Origin of the sequence: Candidatus Contubernalis alkalaceticus (genome assembly GCF_022558445.1) — a bacterium.
In the GTDB taxonomy this organism is placed as follows: domain Bacteria; phylum Bacillota; class Dethiobacteria; order SKNC01; family SKNC01; genus Contubernalis; species Contubernalis alkaliaceticus.
In genome coordinates this window covers 2,350,253-2,373,922 of sequence record NZ_CP054699.1, presented here as the reverse complement: position 1 = coordinate 2,373,922, position 23,670 = coordinate 2,350,253, and the positions used below count along the sequence as shown (strand labels likewise).

20 protein-coding genes and 1 pseudogene are annotated in these 23,670 nt (G+C 36.4%); 19 read left to right on the top strand and 2 right to left on the bottom strand.

Features of this window, described 5'->3' with window-relative positions; translation table 11 throughout:
* The first annotated feature begins 19 nt into the window (after nucleotides 1-19).
* The 14 genes from ffh to HUE98_RS11860 all read left to right on the top strand — a co-directional run bounded on the left by ffh (nucleotide 20) and on the right by HUE98_RS11860 (nucleotide 13,133).
* The gene (gene ffh / locus HUE98_RS11925; protein ID WP_241420861.1) at nucleotides 20-1,363 is read left to right on the top strand and encodes a signal recognition particle protein; all 1,344 of its coding nucleotides are present in this window, start codon (nucleotides 20-22) and stop codon (nucleotides 1,361-1,363) included.
* Nucleotides 1,364-1,432: 69 nt separating this feature from the next.
* Complete coding sequence (rpsP, locus tag HUE98_RS11920; protein WP_241420860.1) at nucleotides 1,433-1,678, top strand: 30S ribosomal protein S16; 246 nt, start codon at nucleotides 1,433-1,435, stop codon at nucleotides 1,676-1,678.
* Nucleotides 1,679-1,736: 58 nt separating this feature from the next.
* Complete coding sequence (locus HUE98_RS11915; protein ID WP_241420859.1) at nucleotides 1,737-1,967, top strand: KH domain-containing protein; 231 nt, start codon at nucleotides 1,737-1,739, stop codon at nucleotides 1,965-1,967.
* Nucleotides 1,968-1,984: 17 nt separating this feature from the next.
* Nucleotides 1,985-2,503: a ribosome maturation factor RimM gene (gene rimM, locus HUE98_RS11910; RefSeq protein WP_241420858.1), complete on the top strand. Its 519-nt coding sequence runs from the start codon at nucleotides 1,985-1,987 to the stop codon at nucleotides 2,501-2,503.
* Between the two features lie 8 nt (nucleotides 2,504-2,511).
* Nucleotides 2,512-3,246: a tRNA (guanosine(37)-N1)-methyltransferase TrmD gene (gene trmD / locus HUE98_RS11905; protein WP_241420857.1), complete on the top strand. Its 735-nt coding sequence runs from the start codon at nucleotides 2,512-2,514 to the stop codon at nucleotides 3,244-3,246.
* A gap of 120 nt (nucleotides 3,247-3,366) precedes the next feature.
* Nucleotides 3,367-3,708, top strand: coding sequence for a 50S ribosomal protein L19 (rplS, locus tag HUE98_RS11900; RefSeq protein ID WP_277623669.1), 342 nt, complete (start codon nucleotides 3,367-3,369; stop codon nucleotides 3,706-3,708).
* A gap of 42 nt (nucleotides 3,709-3,750) precedes the next feature.
* Entirely contained in the window at nucleotides 3,751-4,266 is a 516-nt protein-coding gene (lepB, locus tag HUE98_RS11895) for a signal peptidase I (protein WP_241420856.1), read from the top strand.
* Nucleotides 4,267-4,289: 23 nt separating this feature from the next.
* Nucleotides 4,290-5,126 (top strand): ribosome biogenesis GTPase YlqF, encoded by an 837-nt coding sequence (gene ylqF, locus HUE98_RS11890; RefSeq protein WP_241420855.1) that lies wholly within the window; start codon nucleotides 4,290-4,292, stop codon nucleotides 5,124-5,126.
* 50 nt (nucleotides 5,127-5,176) lie between these two features.
* A complete protein-coding gene (locus tag HUE98_RS11885; RefSeq protein WP_318036495.1) occupies nucleotides 5,177-5,953 on the top strand; it encodes a ribonuclease HII in 777 nt (258 codons plus the stop codon).
* Between the two features lie 6 nt (nucleotides 5,954-5,959).
* Entirely contained in the window at nucleotides 5,960-6,340 is a 381-nt protein-coding gene (locus tag HUE98_RS11880; RefSeq protein WP_277623734.1) for a YraN family protein, read from the top strand.
* A 517-nt stretch (nucleotides 6,341-6,857) separates the two neighbouring features.
* A complete protein-coding gene (locus HUE98_RS11875) occupies nucleotides 6,858-7,562 on the top strand; it encodes a cell wall hydrolase (protein WP_241420853.1) in 705 nt (234 codons plus the stop codon).
* Nucleotides 7,563-7,994: 432 nt separating this feature from the next.
* The gene (gene clpB / locus HUE98_RS11870) at nucleotides 7,995-10,598 is read left to right on the top strand and encodes an ATP-dependent chaperone ClpB (RefSeq protein WP_241420852.1); all 2,604 of its coding nucleotides are present in this window, start codon (nucleotides 7,995-7,997) and stop codon (nucleotides 10,596-10,598) included.
* 463 nt (nucleotides 10,599-11,061) lie between these two features.
* The gene (locus HUE98_RS11865; RefSeq protein ID WP_241420851.1) at nucleotides 11,062-12,048 is read left to right on the top strand and encodes an acyl-CoA dehydratase activase-related protein; all 987 of its coding nucleotides are present in this window, start codon (nucleotides 11,062-11,064) and stop codon (nucleotides 12,046-12,048) included.
* Between the two features lie 2 nt (nucleotides 12,049-12,050).
* Entirely contained in the window at nucleotides 12,051-13,133 is a 1,083-nt protein-coding gene (locus HUE98_RS11860) for a CoA protein activase (RefSeq protein WP_241420850.1), read from the top strand.
* On the opposite strand, the gene HUE98_RS18140 is transcribed toward HUE98_RS11860, so the two are convergent.
* Both HUE98_RS18140 and HUE98_RS18135 read right to left on the bottom strand, forming a co-directional pair.
* Nucleotides 13,130-13,462 carry a magnesium chelatase subunit ChlI family protein gene (locus HUE98_RS18140; protein ID WP_407080317.1) on the bottom strand — a complete coding sequence of 111 codons (333 nt, stop codon included), beginning with the start codon at nucleotides 13,460-13,462 and terminating at the stop codon, nucleotides 13,130-13,132. The genes HUE98_RS11860 and HUE98_RS18140 overlap by 4 nt on opposite strands.
* Before the next feature lie 15 nt (nucleotides 13,463-13,477).
* A pseudogene (locus HUE98_RS18135) lies at nucleotides 13,478-13,858 on the bottom strand (ATP-binding protein); the annotation flags it as partial.
* Nucleotides 13,859-16,311: 2,453 nt separating this feature from the next.
* Between HUE98_RS18135 and HUE98_RS11850 the strand changes: the two are divergent.
* The 5 genes from HUE98_RS11850 (at nucleotide 16,312) to HUE98_RS11830 (ending at nucleotide 23,667) form a co-directional block, all read left to right on the top strand.
* Nucleotides 16,312-19,044 (top strand): hypothetical protein, encoded by a 2,733-nt coding sequence (locus HUE98_RS11850; protein ID WP_241420849.1) that lies wholly within the window; start codon nucleotides 16,312-16,314, stop codon nucleotides 19,042-19,044.
* A gap of 928 nt (nucleotides 19,045-19,972) precedes the next feature.
* Complete coding sequence (locus HUE98_RS11845; RefSeq protein WP_241420848.1) at nucleotides 19,973-20,308, top strand: hypothetical protein; 336 nt, start codon at nucleotides 19,973-19,975, stop codon at nucleotides 20,306-20,308.
* Nucleotides 20,309-20,414: 106 nt separating this feature from the next.
* Entirely contained in the window at nucleotides 20,415-20,819 is a 405-nt protein-coding gene (locus HUE98_RS11840) for a hypothetical protein (protein WP_241420847.1), read from the top strand.
* Nucleotides 20,812-20,991 (top strand): hypothetical protein, encoded by a 180-nt coding sequence (locus HUE98_RS11835; RefSeq protein ID WP_241420846.1) that lies wholly within the window; start codon nucleotides 20,812-20,814, stop codon nucleotides 20,989-20,991. The genes HUE98_RS11840 and HUE98_RS11835 overlap by 8 nt, the downstream gene beginning before the upstream one ends.
* 15 nt (nucleotides 20,992-21,006) lie before the next feature.
* On the top strand, nucleotides 21,007-23,667 hold the full coding sequence (locus HUE98_RS11830) for a hypothetical protein (RefSeq protein ID WP_241420845.1): 2,661 nt from the start codon (nucleotides 21,007-21,009) through the stop codon (nucleotides 23,665-23,667).
* Nucleotides 23,668-23,670 lie beyond the last annotated feature (3 nt).

Below are 23,670 nucleotides of genomic sequence, written 5' to 3'. Positions count from 1 at the left end.
TGGGAGGTTCTAACCAATAATGTTATTTGAAGGCCTGGCGGGAAAACTACAGGAAACCTTTAAAAAACTTAAGGGTAAGGGAAAGCTGACGGAAAAGGACGTGGAGGCGGCTCTGAGAGAGGTGCGCCTGGCTCTTCTGGAAGCCGATGTTAATTTTAAAGTGGTTAAAAATTTTATATCTCAGATTAAGAACAGATGCATAGGCCAGGAGGTCTTGGGAAGCCTGACCCCAGCTCAACAGGTTATAAAGATAGTAAATGAGGAACTTACATCATTGATGGGGGAAACCACCAGTAAAATTAACATTAATGCCGGAGGCATTACGGTTATCATGATGGTTGGGCTTCAGGGTTCGGGAAAAACTACCACCTCAGCCAAACTGGCAAAATATCTGAAGAAATTAAATGTAAATCCTATGATGGTGGCGGCTGACGTTTATCGTCCGGCGGCAGTCGATCAGATAGAATACCTGGGAGAACAGCTGGATATGCCGGTCTTTTCTATGGGGCAGGGGGATCCCGTAAAGATTGTACAGGAAGCCCTGAAGACTGCAGCAGCTGATAATCGCAATGTGGTAATAGTAGATACGGCGGGAAGACTGCATGTAAACCAGGAACTGATGGATGAACTGCAGAGAATCAAAACGGCGGTTGATCCTTCAGAAATCCTGTTGGTGGTTGATTCTATGACCGGTCAGGATGCTGTTAATGTAGCCGAAAGTTTTCACCAACAGCTTGGCCTGACAGGAGTTGTTCTGACCAAACTGGACGGGGATACCCGGGGTGGTGCGGCCTTATCAGTGAATGCTGTTACTGGTTGTCCCATAAAGTTTGTTGGTATGGGAGAGAAACTGGATGCTCTGGAACCTTTTCATCCGGAAAGAATGGCTTCTCGGATTTTGGGTATGGGGGATGTGCTCTCCCTGATTGAAAAGGCTCAATTCACTATGGATGAAGAGAAAGCTAAAGTTCTGGAGGGAAAGATTAGGACACAGCAGTTTACCCTGGAGGATTTCTTAGATCAACTGCAGCAGGTGAAGAGCATGGGGCCTTTGGATCAGATTATGGATATGATGCCTGGCATGGGTGGAATGAACAAGAAACTTAAAAATTTGTCCGTTGACGAAAAGCAATTAGGTCAAGTGGAGGCTATTATAAAATCAATGAACCGGGAGGAGAGAAATAACCCGGAAATTATTAACAGCAGCCGCCGCAGAAGGATAGCTCTGGGAAGCGGCACAAAGGTTCAGGATGTTAATAAATTGTTAAAACAATTTGATCAGATGAAGAAGATGATGAAACAATTAACTAAGATGGAAAAGGGAAAAAGAAAAGGAAAGAAAAGCTTTCCTTTTCTACCTTAAATTATACAATACAAAAGTTTGCTGCAAATAATAAATATATAACAAATTATAACGAGTGGAGGTGAAAAAATGGCAGTAAAAATACGTCTAAAAAGATTAGGAGCTAAAAAGAGCCCTTTTTACCGGATCGTGGTGGCAGATTCTCGCTTTCCAAGAGACGGTCGTTTCATTGAGGAGATTGGTTATTACAATCCGCTGACGGATCCTACAACCTTAAAAATTGATGAAGAAAAGGCTGTTCAGTGGCTTCAAAAAGGGGCACAACCCTCCGACACTGTTCGGGCACTGCTTAACAAAGCCGGGATTAAGAAGTAGACAAAGATATTGTTTCTTTCTTTCCTAGAATATTATCATAGGAGGTATAGCCGTTAGGATGAAGGAGTTATTAGAGTTTATAGCAAAATCTCTAGTAGACAACCCTGATGAAGTTACAGTACATCAGGTTGAAGGGGAACGTTCATTAATCCTGGAACTCAAAGTAGCTGAAGACGATATGGGCAAAGTGATTGGAAAACAGGGAAGGATTGCTAAAGCAATTCGTACTGTGATAAATGCTGCAGCGGTGAAAGACGAAAAAAGAGTGATTGTGGAAATCATCCAGTAGTTTTATGGAGGGAAGTTATGTCTGAGGATTTAGTTGCGGTAGGAAAAATAGTAGGTTCTCAAGGGTTAAAGGGAGAAGTAAAAGTAATTCCCTTAACAGATCACCCCCAAAGGTTTAAAACATTGAAGAAAGTACAGCTGGTTTTAGGGCAGAGAGTTATCGAGACAGAGGTGGAAAAAGGCAGAGAGCAGAAAAACATATGGGTTATCAAGCTGAAAAACTTTAATTCTTTAGAAGAAGTAAAGGAATTAAAAAACAGTTATCTTATGATTCCCAGGGAAGAGAGGATGACTCTGCCTCAAGACCATTTTTATATTGATGATCTTATTGGCCTAATGGTGTATACAGAGGAAAACAAGCTGGGTGAAATTACAGATGTCCTTCAAGCGGGCGGTAACGACGTGTTTGTGGTAAAGCCTGAAGATCTTTCTTGCTCCAAGGACATACTTATTCCTGCCCTAAAAGAGGTTATAAAAGAGGTAGATCTAAGAGAAAAACTGGTGCGGGTTAAACTGCCGGAAGGGCTATTGGATTAGGTGGTTACATGCGTATAGATATCATAACTCTATTTCCAGAAATGTTTCAGGGCCCCTTTGACAGCAGCATTATAAAGAGGGCCAGAGACCAAAATAGAGTCCAGTTGAACCTGGTAAACTTGAGGGACTACAGCAGGCAGAAGCACCGACAGGTGGATGATTACCCCTACGGGGGGGGAAAGGGAATGCTAATAAAACCTGAACCTGTTTTTGAGGCGGTGGAATCTTTACTCAGCCAGCAGGAAAAGCCCCGAGTAATTCTGTTGTGCCCCCAGGGGGAACCATTTGACCAAAAAAAGGCTGTAGATTTGGCCTCCATGAGCCAACTAATTTTAATCTGCGGCCATTATGAAGGAGTGGACCAGAGGGTTAAGGATCACCTGGTGGATGAGGAAATCTCTATCGGGGACTATGTCCTAACTGGAGGTGAGATTCCGGCCATGGTGATAACAGATGCTGTGATTCGTCTTTTACCGGGGGTTTTGTCTTCTAAGGAGAGTGTACAGGAGGAATCCTTCTTTGATCATCTTCTGGAATATCCTCAGTATACAAGGCCGGAATTATTCCGAAGTCTTCAGGTGCCGCAAATATTGCTCTCCGGGAACCATGAAAATATTCGTCTCTGGCGTAGGAAGCAGGCTTTAGTTATGACTTTTAAGAAAAGGCCTGATCTTCTTCAAAAGGTTTCGCTGAATCCTGAAGATAAAGAGATTCTGCAAGAGTTATTTACAGAAACTAAATGATAACCTGTTAGTTGTTTTGGAAAATAAATTGTGCTATAATAGTTCCGCTATTAAAGAACAAGTAAAAGTATTTAACAATATTAATTTATATAATTTTTTTTGAAAGGAGGTTTGAACAAAGTGGATATTATTAAGGAAATTGAAAAGGAACAGATGAAAGAGGGCCTACCCCGTTTTTCTCCTGGTGATACAGTAAGAGTACATGTTAAAGTAATTGAGGGAACCAGGGAAAGAATTCAGACTTTTGAAGGAACGGTGATTAAAAGACAAGGCAGTGGTATTAAAGAAACCTTCACCGTCCGCCGGGTTTCCTATGGAATTGGGACAGAGAGAACTTTTCCGGTGCATTCTCCGAAAATTGAAAAGTTAGAGATTATTAGGAGAGGTAAAGTGCGAAGGGCAAAACTATATTATCTGAGGAAGTTAACCGGTAAGGCTGCCCGTATTAAAGAGCTTCGGTAAATTCCTTTTTAATAAGTATGTATTTCTGTTGGGGGCTTATTCATGGTAAAAAAACAAAATGAAGCTTGGGAATGGGTTAAGTCCATTATAATTGCTGTGATTATAGCCCTTTTGATCAGGGGTTATGTAGTGGAGACATTTCTTGTTGATGGTTTATCTATGATGCCTACCCTGGATGATTATGATAGGCTGATTGCTAATAAATTTATATACCGCTTAAGAGAGCCGGATTATGGGGATATTATTGTGTTCTCCTACTCTGAAGACAGGGATTTTATTAAAAGGGTTATAGCCAAAGGTGGAGATACTGTTAGGGTTAACGGAGAACAAGTATATTTAAATGGGGTTCCTTTGGATGAAGATTATATTAAAGAATACCCCCATGGCGAATATGGTCCGGTAGAGGTTCCCCAGGGGCATTATTTTGTGCTGGGGGACAACCGTAACAACAGTTGGGATAGCAGGGAGTCCAGTGTGGGTTTTATTTCTTCTGAACGGATAAAGGGAAAAGCTTTTTTTGTATACTGGCCTCTGGATCAAGTACGTATTCTCCACTAAATAATTTCAAAGGAGCTGTAACATTGGACATTCAGTGGTATCCCGGGCATATGAAGAAGACCATGGATATGCTTAAGAAAAATATCAGGCTGGTTAATGTAGTAATTGAAATTTTAGATGCCCGAATTCCAATGAGCAGCCAAAATCCTGAGCTGCAGAGTTTAATTCAAAATAAAAATAGGATTATAATTCTAAATAAAGAAGACCTGGCGGAGGAAAAATCTACCATCCGCTGGGTTCATTATTTTAAGGAGCAGGGAGTCAGTGCTGTTCCTGTAAACTCGCCAAAAGGTCATGGCATTAAGGGTATGAAAACTATACTGCAGAATTTTAAGCCTTCCAGCTTGAGGGGAAAGAGACCGGTAAGAGCCCTGGTGGTGGGCATTCCCAATGTAGGTAAGTCGTCTTTAATTAATACCCTTTCCGGCAGAGCCGCGGCCAGGACCGGAGGAATACCCGGTATAACCCGGGGTAAGCAGTGGATTAAAATTCCTCCGAATATTGAACTTTTAGATACCCCGGGGATTTTGTGGCCAAAGATAAGTAGTGCACAGATGGGTTTTCATTTGGCTGTCACCGGAGCTATTAAATTTGAATTGATAAATAACCAGGAGATGTCTCTTCAGTTATTGGATTTTTTATCCAAAGATTTTCCAGAAAGATTGAAACTTCGGTATAAATTGTCGGAAATACCTTTCACCATGCCTGAGCTCCTGGAAGCCATCGGCCGCAGGAGAGGGTTTTTACTTTCCGGAGGAGATATTGACTTTTCCAGGACTTCAGAAGTTCTTTTAAAGGAATTTCGAGAGGGTCTTTTGGGCAGGTTTACTCTGGATGTTGTTCCACAGAAAGATTTTTAAACTTTGACCTTGAAAAGTAGAATGAAATATTTTGAAATGAGTGGGAAAAAATGAATCTGTCCAAAATGACCCTGAGGGAAATGAAAAGCTGGCTGGAGGAGAGTTCCATTGATGAGAAAACCCTGGAGAGCTTTCTTCAAATGGATGGGCGTAAGGGTGTCAGGGAACTTATACAGAAAAGATTAAGGTTGATAAGAAGAAAAGAAGACGAGGAAAATCGTTTGGAACGGTTAATGCTGTTTGAGAGAGAGCTTTGGAACAGGGGCCTTCAATTAATAGCTGGAGTAGATGAGGTGGGGAGAGGTCCACTGGCGGGGCCTGTGGTAGCAGCGGCAGTTATTCTACCTGTAAACAAAAAAATTTATGAAGTCCGGGATTCTAAGCAGCTAAGTCCAAAGAAGAGAGAGCAGCTTTATTTTTGTATCAAGAAAGAAGCAGTTTGTTATAGTCTGGGTATCGTAGATGTTTTGTACATAGATCAATTTAATATATCCCAGGCGGGTTTGGAAGCCATGAGGAGAGCCCTTAATGGTTTAGAAAAGAAGCCGGAGCACATATTAATAGATGCTTTTGCAGTTCCTAACATAACTATAAGTCAAACTCCTCTGGTCAAGGGGGATACTTTGAGTCTTACTATAGCCTGTGCTTCTATTTTAGCTAAAGTCACCCGGGACAAGCTTATGGAGGATTATGACCGGCAGTATCCTCAATATGGTTTTGCTCAACATAAGGGATATGGCACCGGTGAGCATTATGCAGCAATCAAAAAATACGGAATTTCTCCTATACACCGGCGTTCTTTTAGATTAGAAGCAGAAAGAGGGTAGTGATTTATTAATCGAGATAAAGTAACGGAAGATCGAAAAAAATTGGGTGACTTCGGTGAGGAGATGGCAAAAAAATACCTAATAAATAAAGGGTATACAATATGTCATGAAAAATTCAGATGCCCCCGGGGGGAAATAGATTTAATCGCCAAAAATCAGGATGACCTGGTTTTCATTGAAGTTAAAACCCGCCGGTCTTTACGGTTCGGTGAGCCCTTTGAATCGGTAGATATCAGGAAGCAGAAAAAAATGATAAAACTTGCCCAGTATTATATGAATTATTATAAAATCAGTCAGGTAAATGTCAGGTTTGACGTGGTATCTGTGCTGCTGGATGAATCCTGGGACGTAAAGGAGATTAAGTTAATTGAAAATGCTTTTTATTAGTAACAACCTTGTCAAGGGGACGGTTCTTCTGACAACCCAATTAATGTAAATGATAGAAAGAAATAACTTGTCAGAAGAACCGTCCCTTTGATACCTTGACACAACGAGAAACACAAATTACATAAATTGTAATTTATAGCCCCGTCACATGTGTGACGGGTTATTTTTTTCCCTAAAGTTTAAGTAATGGCAGAAGTGAGAGCCTTTTAAAAAATGTTTTATATTACCATTCCCTTATATTCACTGGGAAAAAAACAAAATAGTAATAACAAAGCTACTAGTTTACATAAATAGTGTGCATGGAAAAGAATTGTTTTTATAGAGGGCCTTACCGTAATTGCCAGAAGCCATTATTGTGTTTATAATTGTTAACATAATATTAAGGTATCTTAAAAAATGCCGAATCTCAATTTTTTGAGTGCGGAGGAAACCAAAGGTTGGTTAAACCTTAACAGGTGGGGCTGCTCCGGCCCTAAGCCTAATGGTAACTTTCCAGGCAAAAAGGAGGAAGGATTTTATGAGTCGTAAGTATGTAATGATTCTAACTGTTGTGTTAATTTCTATGGTGTTAATGGGCGGTACTTTGGAGGCATCGACCCTGGGAAGCCGGACCTTACAATTCGGTTCCAGGGGAGATGATGTGGCAGAACTGCAAAAGACTCTTAATGGTTTAGGTTTTTGGACAGGCCCAGTGGATGGTATTTACGGTAAACTTACCGAAGGGGGAGTCATTAACTTTCAGATTGCCAAAAAAATCAGAATCGATGGCATTGCAGGGCCTCAAACTTTTGGGGCATTAAACATAAGCCAACCGGAACTTTTATCCAGAAGTGGGACAAGTAATGCCTCCCGGTATTCAGCCTCAGACTTGGATCTTTTGGCCAGATTGGTTCGGGCGGAAGCCGGAGGGGAGTCTTACCTGGGTCAGGTGGCTGTGGCAGCCACGGTTTTAAACCGAGTCAAAAGCAGTCAATATCCTAATACTATACGGGGAGTTATCTATCAGGTGTCAGGGGGATACATACAGTACTGTCCAGTACGAAACGGAACTATTAATCAACCGGCCAATGCTTCGACCCGCAGGGCGGTTGAGGAAGCCATAAATGGTTCGGACCCTTCAAAAGGAGCATTATCTTTCTATAACCCTAGATATACTAGCAATGCATGGATTTTGAGCCGTCCTAGAACTACAGTTATTGGAAATCACGTTTTTGTCCGCTAAGCCGGGGAGTTTTGTTAAAACTGGTTGGCGGCGAGGTCAGGCAGCAGTAGTTCAAGTTCAAGTTTTATAAACTATTGCAATAGTGATTTTTAAAAACAGGAGTAAAAAAACCGGGGAATTTTTCCCCGGTTTTTTTATGGGTGGGTTCATGCCCGGTAGATTAAAATTTCTTTTAGGAATATTCACGGGGCAGTTCGGTATAATATTTTAAAATTATTTAAAAGAACAAAGCATTAGTTTGTGCTATAATAGCTATTGACTAATAATAAATATTCCAATTTTATTAGTGAACTCGTTTCAGCAAGCTTTAAAATCGGGGAATCAGGTGGAGACTCTCCTCCACCTGATTAAAAGCCTCACCTACGCTAACGCTTAGAGGTGGGGGTCTTATACCCTAAAAAAAGGAGATAAAATTCGAAAGGGAGTGACATAATGGACTTAAATAAATTTACTCACAAGGCACAAGAAGCTGTGCTAGGCGCTCAGAATGCTGCGCTTAAATATAACCACCAGAGAATTGAGCCAGAACATCTCTTGTTTGCTCTCTTGGAGCAGCCGGAGGGTATGGCTGGAAGAATTCTGAATTTGTTAGAAGCTAACCCTAATGCTTTGTTGGAAAAGGTGGAAGAACATCTGAAGAAAATGCCTCAGGTTTATTCCAAGACTGGTCAGGAACAAATATACATGAGCCCCAGTGTGGGCAGAATTATTGAAAAAGCAAAAAGCGAAGCGGAAGCTTTTAAAGACGAGTATATTAGTGTGGAGCATTTGTTTTTGGCACTGCTCTCCGCGGAAGCCAACGATGCAGCTAAAATATTACGGCAGGAGGGGTTGGGTAGAACTCAGGTTTTAGAAGTATTGCAGAAAATCAGGGGACATCAGAGAGTTACCAGTCCAGATCCGGAAGGAACCTTTGAGGCTCTTACCCGTTATGGTCGGGACCTTACGGAATCAGCCCGGTCCGGCAAACTGGATCCGGTGATTGGTAGGGACGAAGAGATTCGGCGTATTGTTCAGGTTCTTTCCCGGCGCACCAAAAATAACCCGGTTTTGATTGGGGAGCCTGGAGTGGGAAAAACGGCTATTGCAGAAGGTTTGGCTCAACGGATTGCTAAAAATGATGTTCCGGAGGGCTTGAAGAATAAGCTGATTTTTTCTCTGGACATGGGGTCTCTTATTGCCGGAGCCAAATATCGGGGTGAGTTTGAGGAAAGGCTAAAAGCGGTATTGAAAGAGATTCAGGAGTCCCAGGGGGAAATTATACTTTTCATTGATGAACTGCATACGGTAGTGGGTGCTGGTGCAGCGGAGGGAGCTATGGATGCCAGCAATTTACTTAAGCCTTTGCTGGCAAGGGGCGAACTGCACTGTATCGGTGCTACTACTTTGAGTGAGTACCGTAAACATATTGAAAAGGATGCAGCTTTAGAACGTCGCTTTCAGCCGGTGGTGGTGGGAGAACCCAGTCTTTCCGATACCATATCTATTTTGAGAGGGTTAAAGGAAAGATATGAAGTTCACCACGGTGTACGGATTAAAGACTCAGCATTGGTTTCTGCGGCTGCTTTGAGCAGCCGCTATATTACCGATCGTTTTCTTCCGGATAAAGCCATAGATCTAATAGATGAGGCGGCAGCGCTGATTAGAGCGGAAATTGACAGTATGCCTTCAGACCTGGATGAAGTTTCTAGAAGGGTGCTTCAGTTGGAGATTGAAAAGGAGGCACTAAAAAAAGAAGTAGACGATGCTTCCCGTGGACGATTAAGCAAAATTGATGATGAACTGCAGAGGTTAAAGGAAGAAGCAGACCTGCTTCGAGCCCGCTGGGAGGAGGAGAAAAGCTATATCACCCGTCTCAGGGAGCTGAGAGAGCAGATCGAAGAGACTAAGCTGGAAATTGAACAGGCGGAACGGACCTATGATTTGAATCGTTTGGCAGAGTTGAAATATGGACGTCTGGCCCAACTGGAGAGTCAGCTGGCAGAAGCCGAAAAGAAAACGGCTGAAAAACGTTCCGGGGACTCTCGACTGTTAAAAGAAGAGGTGGACGAAGAGGATATTGCTTTAGTGGTTTCCCGATGGACCAAGATTCCTATCAGTAAGTTGATGGAGGGGGAACGGCAGAAGCTTTTGCACCTGGGCGAGCGCCTGCATCAGAGGGTGGTGGGTCAGGATGAGGCGGTTCAACTGGTCAGTGATGCGGTGATTCGGGCCCGCTCCGGCATCAAGGATCCTGACCGTCCCATTGGTTCTTTTATCTTTCTCGGGCCCACCGGTGTAGGAAAAACAGAGCTGGCCCGTTCCCTGGCACATCTTTTATTTGATGATGAAAGTGCTATGATTCGGATGGATATGTCTGAGTATATGGAGAAACATTCAGTAGCCAGGCTTACGGGAGCTCCCCCAGGATATGTGGGATATGAGGAGGGGGGACAGTTGACCAATGCTATACGCCGACGGCCTTTCTCAGTTATTTTATTTGATGAAATTGAAAAGGCCCATGCTGATGTTTTTAACGTGCTGCTGCAGTTTTTAGATGAAGGACGACTTACTGATTCTCAGGGCAGGACTGTAGATTTTAGGAATACAGTTATTATTATGACCAGTAACCTGGGCAGTGAAATTATTATGGAAGATACAGCTAAAGGCCAAGAATCCTTTACCCTAATTAAAGAAAAAGTAATGCAAAAACTCAGGACTTCTTTTAGACCGGAATTTCTAAATCGGGTGGATGATATAGTAGTATTTCATCCCTTGAACCGGGAGCACTTGGTTCACATTGTGGATATCCAGCTGGAGCGGCTTTCCCGTAGGTTGAGAGACCAGAACATTGAAATTGAGCTGACATTTGAGGCCAAAGAGTTTCTGGCGGATACCGGTTATGACCCCTTATTTGGTGCCCGGCCCTTGAAAAGGGCCATCCAAAAAGAACTGGAAAATCCCTTGGCTAAAGGAATATTGGCTGGAGATTATCAGGAGGGAAGCCGGGTTTTGGTTGATCGCAAAGACAGCCGTTTAATTTTTACTGAAAAATAGAGATATGTACTAAACTCAAGGTAACTCACAGTCAAGCAGTGAATAAACTATCCAATATGGGTAGTTTATCTCTTTTTTTTAGGGTATAAGATCCCACCTCTAAGCGTTAGCTCAGGTGGGGCTCATAATCAGGTGGAGTAGAGTCTCCACCTGATTCCCCGATGTTAAAGCTTACTGAAACGAGTTCACTCATTAAAGAATTGTTATTTTTTTTTAAAGAAAATTATTTTAAAGAAAAAAGGAAGCAGTCCACTTAAAAAGGAAAGAAAAAGAATTAGAGACTTAAAAATTTAAAAAATAATTATCAACTTAAACATTATTTATAATTTATGTATGTAAATATATAGTAAGCTGTGTTAAAATCTCTTTTGAAGAAGTATTTATTCTTTTATAGGCAGACTCTTTATTAAAAGAAAGAGTGAGGTTAATATTTTTGGCATTTTAATGATGGCAGGTGATAAATATGGCAGAATCTATCAAAATAGGCATTCCCAGAACTTTATACTTTTATACTTATTTTCCTTTGTGGACGACTTTTTTTGAGGAGTTGGGTTTAAAGGTAGTCATCTCTTCTCCTACTAATAAAGCCATTATGGACTACGGAGTAAAGGAAACGGTTAATGATGCTTGTATCCCTATAAAGGTTTTTCATGGCCATGTTATGGCTTTAAAAAACAAAGTTGACTATATTTTTATTCCCCGTCTGATTAGTATTGATGGTAAAGCTACTCTTTGTCCCAAATTTTTAGGCCTTCCGGATATGGTTAAATGTTCTATAGATAACCTTCCTGAGTTAATTGTAGAAAACTTAAATTTTAATCGGCACTGGTTTGATTTTTCCCGTTTTTATTATAGGTTAGGACGAAAATTCACGAGCAATGTTTGGCGTATCTGGTGGGCTTATTTTAAGGGGCTTTACGCCTGGAAAAGATATAAAAAACAGTTGTTGAAAGGGTTGTATCCAACATCAGCGGAGAGTCAGGATAGAGAAATTGCTATGATTCCCCGCAGAAATCAAGGATGTAAATCTTTAAAGCTGGCAGTACTAGCTTATCCTTATGTGCTTTATGATGGTTTTATGAGCGTTAATCTGATAAAAAAGTTAGAGGATATGAATGTTATACCCTGTGTTGCTGATGATATATCTCCTGGAGATTTAAAATTGGCAAAGCGCCGTTTACCTCTGGATCTTTTTTGGTATTACAGCAATCAGGTGATCTGGGCCTGCCTGCATTATCTTGATAAGGAAAAGGTGGATGGCATAATACATGTTACGGCATTTGGCTGTGGTCCTGATGCTATGGTGGATAAACTCGTAGAACTAGAGGCAAAAAAAGCCGGAATGCCTTTTATGACCGTGACTATAGATGAGCACACCGGGGACACAGGACTGCATACCCGTCTGGAGGCCTTTACAGATATGCTGAAGAAGAAGAAAGGATTGGTTTAGTTATGAAGACTACTTATGCTCACATGGGAACTTCTTCTATCGTTTTTCAAAGTCTATTGGAGGATTTAGGGCATGAAGTAATTGTCCCTCCTCAACCTACAAAAAAGACCTTAAGTTTGGGCACTCAATACTCCCCGGAATTTGCCTGTATTCCCTTTAAAATTGTGTTAGGAAATTACTTGGAGACACTGCCAAAGGGTGTGGACACTATTGTAAGCGGTGGAGGTAAAGGCCCCTGTAGGGCAGGATATTATGGGGAGCTTCATATTAGAATTATTAGAGATTTGGGTTATGATCCGGAAATGATTTTTTTTTGGCCGCCTTTAAAAACACCAATTGATTTTATGAAAAAGGTGAAACGTTTAAAGGGCAATAATTCTTGGAAGGCTCTGTGGCACTATTTAAAAATCAACTGGGAAAAGTTAAAAGCTCTAGATGATGTAGAATTGGGGGCACATCAGCTTAGACCTCGGGAATTAAAACGGGGAGAAGCCACCAGGGCTATGGAAAAGGGACTTAAGTATATAAAGGAAGCCCGTACCATGTCAGAAATATTGGAAGCCCGGGAGTCCGGCCTGAGAGAACTGGCAAAGGTAGCTCAAAATCCTAACCGGGAAGTATTAAAAATTGGAATTATCGGAGAAATTTATGTGCAGTTGGAGCCTTTTGTTAACTTTACTATAGAAGAAACTCTAGGAAATATGGGTGCGGTTGTAAGGCGTAGTATATTTTTAACCCAATTTATGCGGGATGATGTATTTGCTACAGGATCTAAGGATATAAAGAAACTAGCTGCTCCTTACCTTTCCCAGAAAATCGGGGGTCATGGCCAAAACAGTATTGGGGAGACAGTGCATTATGCAGCACAGGGTTATGATGGAGTTATTCAGTTGGCGCCCTTTACCTGTATTCCAGAAATTGTGGCAAAGAGTATTATGCCCAAGCTGAGCAGAGATTTAGATATCCCTGTTTTAACTCTGTTTATTGACGAACAGACGGGGAAAACCGGGGTAGAAACCCGGTTGGAGGCTTTTATCGACCTGTTGTGGCAGAAGAAAAGGCAAGGACAAAAAGAAGTCGTTTAACCGGAGATATGTTCAGTGGGGCGGTACTGCAGGGCTTCTCCCATATATTCAGGACGAATTTTTTCTGATCCCTCCAGGTCGGCTATGGTGCGAGCTACTTTAATCAGGCGGTGATAAGCTCTCCCGCTGAGTTTGAATGTTTGAAAGGCTTGCTTTATAAGCTTTTGACTGATGTGATCCAGCATACAGTGCTTTTTTAAAAGACATGTGTTCATTTGAGAATTATAGTAAATGCCGGTACCTTTAAATCTTTTATTTTGTATGTTTCTAGCTGCAGTTACTCTGTTCCGTATGCTTTTTGAGCTCTCTACATCTAAGTTTTCCGTCAGTTCTTCAAAGGAGGGCCTGGAGATTTGGATGTGCAGGTCGATGCGGTCCAACAATGGTCCGGACAGTTTTTTTCGGTAACGCCTTAGTTCAAGATAAGAACAGGTGCATTCTCTGTGAGGGTCATTGTAATACCCGCAAAGACATGGATTCATGCTGGAAATAAAGGTGAACCGGGCGGGATAGGTATAAGTGGCATTCATTCGAGAGATGGTCACTTCACCATCCTCCATAGGCTGCCGTAACATTTCTAGAGCTTCTTTCCGAAATTCCGTAAGTTCATCTAGAAAAAGAACTCCGTGATGGGCCAGGCTCACTTCCCCCGGCTTGGGATATTTACCCCCTCCGATAAGTGCAGTATTTGAAATGTTTAATCTAGGGAAGATAAAAGGAGGCTTCCCTAATGCCTGGAAAACGTGAGATAGTTCTAAATTGGATCAATCAAAATTTCAACGAACAATCTATCACTCTCAAAGACTTTCCCTTCCTACCATTCGGTATCAGAGTAATAGACTGCCACAACCAAGAGATATTAGTATTCTATGACATCCTAACAAATCAAGTAAAATATCTTTTCCCTTCAAACGTCTAAATGACGTTTTTTTCTTTGTCTAAACCAATTAAAACTCCTTTAAATCCCCTCCAAAATGCCCCGTATTTATCCAACCCATACATTACCCTTCGTTTAAATTTAAAATCCAATACAGACTCTAATATCACGTATTACCCCTATGTTTTGGAGTATTAAAATAGAGTAGTATAACCTGCCAAATTGATTAAAATTTAAATTATGATTTTTACTAATATAATTTACTAATATATTGTTAGAAATGATATTTTAAATCCATTTAAAAGCCTCTATTTTAATTCAACTTATCTCCCCCTAACCCTTACCCTTCGCAAATTCTAAACGTCGAAATTTGAGTGCGATTTTAAGGATTATATATAGGTTTTGAACATTGTAGAGGGATAGGTATAGGGTATAAGATATTAAAATTAAAACTAAAATGTGGACACTTAGGATTATGCAGATTATTCATATAAATAAAGGCTATCTGAAAATTATATTTTTTTTATAATGTGATAATAAAACTCAAATGTGTATTTTTAGGAATTCTCCAAAAACTCTTATAAATAAAGGATTATCTAAAAATTATATATTTTTTAGTAGTGGTAATAATCTAAAAAAACAAGATTCTAACCAAGTTAAAAATCTTCCAAACTACCACAAGTAAAGGGTTTTTTAATTCAAGATTACGAAAGTATAAGTAATGACTAATAAATAACAAAAATACAATTCTGTATAAGCAATCAAGTATTCCTAAGTCCCATAAATAAAGGCTCACAGCAGACGTTAAAGGTACCCTATTATTAGACATATTTAGCAAAAAAAAATATTGTTGCTAATTATGGTATTAATATATATGGGTGACATTTTTAAAAACAGTAAATAAAAAATATTATTGCTGTTTATGATATTAATACTAGGAAAACTCCTGATACTTAACAATCCCGCAAATAAAGGGTTTATTAATCATTAAGTTTTTTTTAGTTATGAAAGAGAGCAAGAAGAAAAAATCACATCACTTCAAGTTTACTGGTTGTTAAGTTTTTGGTTATATTATGAAAAGGATAGTAAATTTTAAAAAGTTTGAAAATCAAAATCTCCAAAACCCCTATAAATAAAGGGGTTGCAGATACCCTTAAAGAGAGTCTATTATAGAGGATTTAGAGCAAAAATAAAATTCATTACCACTTTTTAAAAACTTCCAAAAATCCTATATTAAAAGGGTTGTTCTGACACTTGTGTATTTTTTAGATATGGTATCCAGATAGATATAAGAGATGTGAGGAATGTGGGGTTCCTGTGAAAATTACAAGCAATAATTTGAGATATTGCCGGAGTTGCTGGAAGAAAAATAGAAATGAATATCAAAAATTTCTTATGAGAAAAGTAAGAAAGTGATTTTGTTAGCATTTTAAAAATCCTAAAAACCCCCATGAATAAAGGATTGTTAATATTTGGTTTATGAACGTATAAGAGTGAAGATAAATTACAAAAATAGTTTTTGCTAGAGTAGTAGGAAAATCTAAAAACTCCCATAGATAAAGGACTATTTGAAATTGTTGGTTTTTTATACTATGGTAAAGAGACAAAAAAAACAAATGTGAAGTAGTAGGAATTCTCTGTAGACTCCATGAATAAAGGGTTTTTTGATTTAAAATTACCATCTTATTTAATTAGAATAGAAATAACAAAATCAAAATTGTTGAAAGCAAACTACTCCCCCTAATTCCCATAAATCAAGGATTTTTTGAGATTGTTGGTTTTTTTTAGTAATGACTAATAAATGACAAAAATAAATTTCACATGGTTTTAAAATTCCCTGAAACCATTATGAATAAAGGGTTTATAACTACCCTTAAAGAGTTATGTAAACTAGAATTTCTAAATCAAAAAAGTGTCAAAAATGCAAATCTAACCGTTTTAAAATCCTCTGTAAACCCCGTAAATAAAGGGTCACAGCCGACAAGCAAGAGACGCTTATATGGATAGTATAGAGCAAGAAAAAGATAACTCAGCCTGTTGTTTTATTTTTTTTAAAGCAAGTTTTTTTAGCAAGGAGAAGAGCAATTTGTAAAACTTGACATCACCTTAAAAATTTTATAAAATCAGTTTTGTAAAAAAAAAGGGAGTGGCGTTTTAACTTTTTATATAAAATGAATAGAATCAAAATCCTGAGTTTTGAGTTTTGAGGTGGCCAGGTAACAGTTGGCTACCTTTTTATATGTAAAAAAAAAGAAATATATAGAAATAAAAAAATAAAAAATTTAAAGGAGGATTTAAAAAATGGGTAGTGAGAAAAACAAATTAATTCAAGTTTATAGTATTGATACTCAGAGTTTCTATAGCAAAGAAGAAGAAAAGGTGAACAAAAGAAAAATTTGGTTTGAAATTAAAAGGAGAACATTGGAGGAATATTTATTATTTACATATTTATGCTTAGATGATTTTGATTTTAACAATATATGCCAATTCTATAGGAACAAATTTTATATTGTCAATAAGGATGGCAAAAAAATTAGATTTAGGAATAAGCACTTTCGAAAGCAAGTAAATAAATGTTTTAAAGATAATAAAGAAACCTTTAAATCAAAGGAATTTCAGAAATTATTGAAAGAAAATGTATTATATAAAAATTATCAGCAAGAAATTACTAAACTAAAGAAAGAGTTAAATGAATTATTAAACCAAAACAAGAAAACCAGATCATTAAATCCTGAGAAGGTTTCTAAATACAACATTGTTGGAATGTTTGATGGTTCATTAACCAGAACATTAAACTTAGATTATAGTAAATTAACTAAAGATATTATGATTGTGAGAGTATATCATTATCCTGTCATGGAGCAAATCATAGATGATGGGTTCCTATATAATAATGAAAAATATATTTTTTATACTGCCTCAGCAGGGCAGATTAGGACAAAAAAAATAGTAATGATTAAAGAATCAGTATTTAAAGAATATCAGAAATCATTGATGTGTGGTTTAACAGATAAAAATATTAATAAATCCGGTGGTTGTAATATTAATAAATATTTAAGTTATTTAGCATTGAATAATTCAGCTACAAACAAATGGGAAAATTTTAATATTGATAAGGCAATAGTTATAGAAGATTTTAAGACTACAGTAACAGGTGAAGTTGATTATATCGACAATAAAACATTCAAGAGTGAATCAAAACCAATGGATATAGAAATTGAACATTCGGATGGTTGCGGTTGGATATTGGCTTCAGAATCAACAAAAACCTTCATGGTAAGGCTTCCCTGGATAAAGGGCATCCTAACCCCAGTGGACTATCTAGAATACTGCAAAGAAGAAAATGAAGGCAATTACAAGGTAACAGATATATATGGTAAAGAGTGGGATTTAAAAGAAGATAATATCAAATATGTTTTCTCTAAATCACAATTCAAAATGTCGGGATTTTATGAGAATTGGCAGGATTATAAAGATAAGTTTAAGTTATACAACTGTCATGCTTCAATCTGCAATGTAGAGCCTGATAATTTTAAAAATAAATCATTTAACTATCAAATGTGGCAGACTTTAACTGATATGACAGATGATGAGATTAAGAAATTCACTGATCCTATAGATAAAAAAATAACTAATGCTTATACAAAAAAAGAAACTATGTTAGATATTTTAGGAGCTTCAATAAAAAATGAAAATAAAAATTATCTTCAGGAGGCATTAAGCATTTATCCAGAACTTTTGAATGACAATCACGTCAAACACAAACTATCCGGCATAATTAATTCAACCAAAAAGAAGTCAAAATATGGTAAGTTTTCGATAAATGCAAAAAATACATATATTATTCCTGATGTATATGCCTGGATGCAGTATTCATTAGGTAATATTGATAATCCAGAAGGTTTATTAGAGAATGGTCAGGTATCATGTAAGCTGTATAAAAATAACAATGAATTGTTAGTAAATCGGAGTCCTCATTTATACAGAGAACATGCGGTGAGGGATAACGTATTTTCTAAAGATATAAATAAATGGTTCACCACTAATGGTATTTATACATCTTGTCATGATTTAATTTCAAAGATGCTTCAGTTTGATGTAGATGGTGATACTAGTCTTGTTGTGGCTGATTCTACATTAATCAAAGTAGCCAAAAGGAATATGAAAGGGGTTCTGCCCTTGTATTATGAGATGGGAAGTGCTGAACCACAAATTATAAACAACAAAAACATAATTAATAGTTTAAAATTAGCCTTTAAATATAGTAATATTGGTAAATACTCTAATGCTTTATCTGTTGGCTGGAATTGTGAGAGTATTGACTTAGACTTACTTAAAGCAATTACAGCTTTAAATAACTTCTCCATTGATGCAGCAAAAACATTAGAGATGCCTGAGATTGAAGGAGAGATGGCTTCTAAAATTAAACTACATAATTTAAAAATGCCTTATTTCTTTAGGTTTGCTAAAGATAAAGACAATGTTTCAAAAATTAATGATTCAACTGTTAATAGGATATGTAAAAATATTGAGGATATTAAACAAGGTGATTTTGATTTTAGTGGCACTGGAAAATTTAGATATGATAAATTAATCAATAATAAGAAAATAGAAATTGATGGTAGGGTAATAAATGAATATATGAGGATGAAAGAAGAATCTCAGAAGTATTTCTTTAATGAAGATTCAGCAAAAAAAGAGGAAATAGGTATTGCAGTTTGGAGTATTATGAAGGATGAATTTTCCTTATTTTGCGAATCTATAAATGTTAAACTTGAAGATGCTGTAGATATGATTATAAAATACATCTACAAATCTAACAAAAAAGAAAGAGATGGAAGAAAGGAATTATTGTTTAAAGTTTTTGGTGATGTGATTGTAGAAAATTTAACCAAAAACTTAAATGGAACTATTATGTGTAATTGTTGTGGGGCCAGAGCAAAGAAGAAAAGCAATAGACAAAAAATGTGTCCTGGGTGTGCTGAAAAAATAAATAGATTAAATGCTAAATTAAGAAAAAAGAAAACAGCTTAAAGTTTTATTTAGGAAACTGTCAAAAAGTCAATAAATACAAGGGTTTCAGCGATTTTTAACACAAATTAATTTTTAGAAAAAGTGTTATAAACCCTTATAGAATGGGAGTTACAGCCATTATTTTACTTTTTACAATATGAGAAGGGAATGTGGGAGCAATACTTAGATTATTGCGATGGTACCACATTCTCTTTTTAAAAAAATTTTTGCTTGACTTTTAACAATAACAGTGATAATATATAAAGTTTTAATATATTTTAATGCAAGTTTTTTACGATTACTCAAAATTAATTAATTAGAAAGGAATGAATTAAAAATGTATACTTTCCAGGATCAATCTTGCCTGAGAAAAAAATTAGATAAATATTTAAAAGAAAACGGAATCAAAGCTAGATGGCTCTGCAATAAATTAGGGATACATGAAACTAGATTGAGTCATTTCAAAGCAGGCAGAGAAAATTTATCGAATAGCAATTTTTTAAAGCTAACATATTATTTTGTAGATTTATTTGAACAACAAAAACAAAAAAGTTTATAGAGTTTGTAACATATCCGGTATGTTACAATTTTAACATTATATTATTTTCCTCTTTGCGGGTGGTTAATACTGCCCGCAAAACCTTTAAAAAGTTTAAAACCTGAAACTATTTCTTAGTAGTTTTGGGATTTAATAAACCCGTTTTTGTTGGCTAAAACCCATTGTCAACAAAATACTCCTTAAATTTTTATTTGATAATGGGCGGTAGTTGATGCTGCCGCCAACTTTTTTAATGGTTTTATTCTCCTGTTTAGGAGATTAAAATACTAATTGATTTTTCTGAGACATTGTTAAATGTCGGTGGTGGCTGGAACTAGTCATTTCAGCTGCCATTATTTTTTAAAACAAAGATTCAAAATATAACTAAACTAAGAAAGTGAGGTGAGAAAAATGACAAAGACAAATACTGAGAGGATAGAGAGTTTAGAGACTAGGCTTGATAAAATGTGTGATAGATACGAACAAATGGTGGACAAATGGTTTGTGGATGCAGCGGAAAGAGCAAAAAAAGAAGAAGAGATGTTTAGAGGTATAAATAATACTTTGGCTGACGTTGGGAAGGTGTTGAAGAAGATTAATGTGAATTTGGATTGTTTGAACAAAAACGCAAAAGTGATGAAAGATGAATTGCGAGATACTGGAAAGAGATTAGATAGTTTAGAATCTAAAGTATTCCAAAATGATAACAAAAATACAAAAAAGAGAACAAGAAAGTATGCTCTCTAATAAAAAAAACTTTTTTGTGATTTAGGCATAAATACCTAACATTAGTATAACAGATTTAAAATAGATAGTCAAGTTTTATATTAAAAAAAGAATGGAGAGATGGTCAATGGCATATCAAGGTTCAGATGTCAAATTAATTTTTAGTGGTAAATTAGCAAGTGGTTTATTGAGATTAAACTATCAAATTTTAGACGTTAAGCAAAATAAGCATCAGCCGGATAAAACAATATTCGTTTTTAAAGATATGGATGGATTAGAAGAAGATTTAAAAACAATACGTAAATTAGGAAATCTGAGAGGACTCAAAAAAAATCTAAAGCAACAAACAGCAAATGCTAAATTGATTTTTAATCCAAAGATTGCTAGGAGGTTGTTGGGAATGGGTTATGAGGTTATTGATATTAAAAAAAATAAAGATAATCCTGAGAGAATAGTATTTGTTTTTGAGAATGTGAGTGGGTTGGAGGAAGATTTAGATGAGATTGGGTTGGAGGAGAAAAAAAATGATTAAGGAAGCAAAATTAGTTTTTACTCCACAACTGGCAAGACATTTATTAAAAAATGGTTATCAGATTATTGATATTAAGCCAGACCGAAAAAAAATGCATGATACAGTTTTCGTATTTCGGTTTGATGATGGAATTTTGGAGGAAATTAAAAATTTTAAATTAAAAACAGCGTAAAAAAAGGAGGTTTGAATGTTAAACGTCGCAACAACAAATGAACTAATGATTAATGTAAGTTTAGACAATCAGAGATTTTACAGTAAACCTGCCAAAAAATCAATCGCAATAATAAGCAGCAGAATACCAAAGTTAATTAATAACAACAAATTAAAAAATCTAGCAGTTTTGACTGGAGAGAAAGGATTAAGTTGGTGTCCTTCCACTTTCACAGATGGAAAAAGGAAAATTGCTAATTTTAGGAGTCAACAAGTATTCGCTTTAGATTTTGACAATGGCATAACTTGGGAAGATGTTAAAACCAGAGCTGATAGGTATAGATTACCTATTAGTTTTGCTTATGAGACCTTTTCCTCAGTTAATAAAAATAAATTTAGGGTGGCACTCTGTAACGATGTAGTAATCACTGACAGTAGAATTGCTAAAATAATTCAGTTGGCTTTGATGGAAATATTTCCAGAGTGTGATATAAGTTGTAAGGATTGCTGTAGGATGTTTTTTGGTGGAAAAGGTTTAATTTATACTAATGAGAATATTGACAAAGCAGTATTTAATATAAGTGATTTGATGTTGTCTTTAGTGGAATATTATAGAGACACAGACAAAATTAATTATTTAAGGCTTATAAAGAAATATGCTGAACAAGTAGGAATTGAGTTAAAAAATGGTTTGCCTTGGGTAGAATTGATAGATGAAGATTATGAAAATACAAAAATTGAAATTTCAGGGGCAAGTCCTATATATATATATAATATAGAAGATGCCCCCAGAATTTCAAAAAATAAATATGTTGTTTATTTTACTGAAAAAATCAAGAAAGTAAAAAAAGATGGTTCTGTAACTTTTTCTCCTACCAATACTAAAACTGGCAGGAGAGATTTGATTAGAAATTTTAACTTCGATGATTTATCTAATCGATGTCAATTATACCGGCAATTTGCCGAGGGTGAAAGATGGTGTTATCACAATGAACTTTTTGGAATGGCTACAAATCTATGTCAGGTTAAGAGTGGTTCCAAGAAGTTTTTGGAAATTCTAAATAATATTGAATTTGATAGTTATACCGAAAAAGACTGGGGTTATTATGTAAATTATATCCAAAAGATGGATTATGCTCCTATGCGTTGTGAAAACTTTTGTCCGCTTGCTGATGATTGTGAACATGCTAAAAATATGATCTTAACAGCTAAGACAAAAAGGAATACTATCGTTAAGTTAGATAATGATTTAGATTTTGTTAGTTTACAGGAAGCCGAGAGGGATTTAAAAGAGAAGTTTGTTAATATCCAGAAAGCAAAAGATGATAATATTCATGTTTTAGTAGCTCAAACTGGAATAGGAAAGTCACAGTTATATATTGAATTATTAGAATCTTCAGATAAACCTTATATAATTGCGGTTCCTACCCATAAACTCAAAGATGAGATTTATGATAGGTGTAAGGAACAGGGGTATGATGTATTAAAAACTCCTGTTTTGCCGGAAAAATTACCTCAAAATGTGAAGTTAGAAATTGAGAGACTTTATGCTTTGGGAGCTACATATATTGCCAGTAAATTTATTAGAAAAATGGCAAAAGAGAAGAATATATCTAGTTTAATTGATTATATTAATAAACTTGATTTGCTGAAGGAGTTTAAAGGCCATATTATAACAACTCATGATAGGTTGTTATATTTCCAGGAAGATCAATTTAGCAATCATAATATCATAATTGATGAGGACATTATTAAGACGTTATTTAAAATACAAAAAGTGACTGTTAAGGATTTGCTGAAGATACAGAAGATTGAATATATATCTAGTTACGACAAAAGAGAAGTTAGTCAAAAATATAGAGATATTTTATTAGATACTTTTTATATGACGTATTCTAAAGTAAAACCTATAAATTTAGATAACGAACATAACTTTGAGAGCCAGGTGGCAGACGTAGGTAATGAGATTAATTCTAATGTCATTGGGTTTTTAAAAAGTTGTGCTGCATATAGGTATAATCCCGATAAAAATAAGATGACTGTTGAAGGATTTTATTCTGAATCAGACATCATCCAATATATAGTTAAACACGAATTACCAAAGACTAAAATAATAATCCTAAGTGCTACTGCTAATGAGCAGATTTATCAAAAAGTTTTTGGTGATAGATTAAGATACCATCTCTGTAGGGAAGCTGAGTATCAAGGAGAATTACTTCAATATCCTGAGAGAAGTTTTTCCAGAGATTGTTTAAAGAATGATGAAGAATTGTTTGAGAAAGTAAAAAATCTTGTTGGAGATATATCAATCATCACTTATAAATCACACAAAGAATCTGAATCTGAATTGAATTTTGGTGGTTTAGATGGAAATGATTGTTACAACGGACAAGATATTGCTGTCGTTGGAACTCCCCATCTAAATGAGATAGTTTACATGATGTTTGCTATTGCTTTGGGTGTAGAGATTAACGATGCAGAAATGAAGTATCAAGAGATAAATTGGAGATATTACAATTTCTGGTTTATGACTTATGAGAATAAAGAACTAAGGAATATTCAGTTGTGGTTTATAGAATCAGAATTAGAACAGGCTGTCGGAAGAGCCAGACTGTTAAGAAATGATAGTAAGGTATATTTGTTTTCTAACTTTCCATTGAAACAGGCTAGTTTTAGATATATGGATTCAGATAGTTAAGAG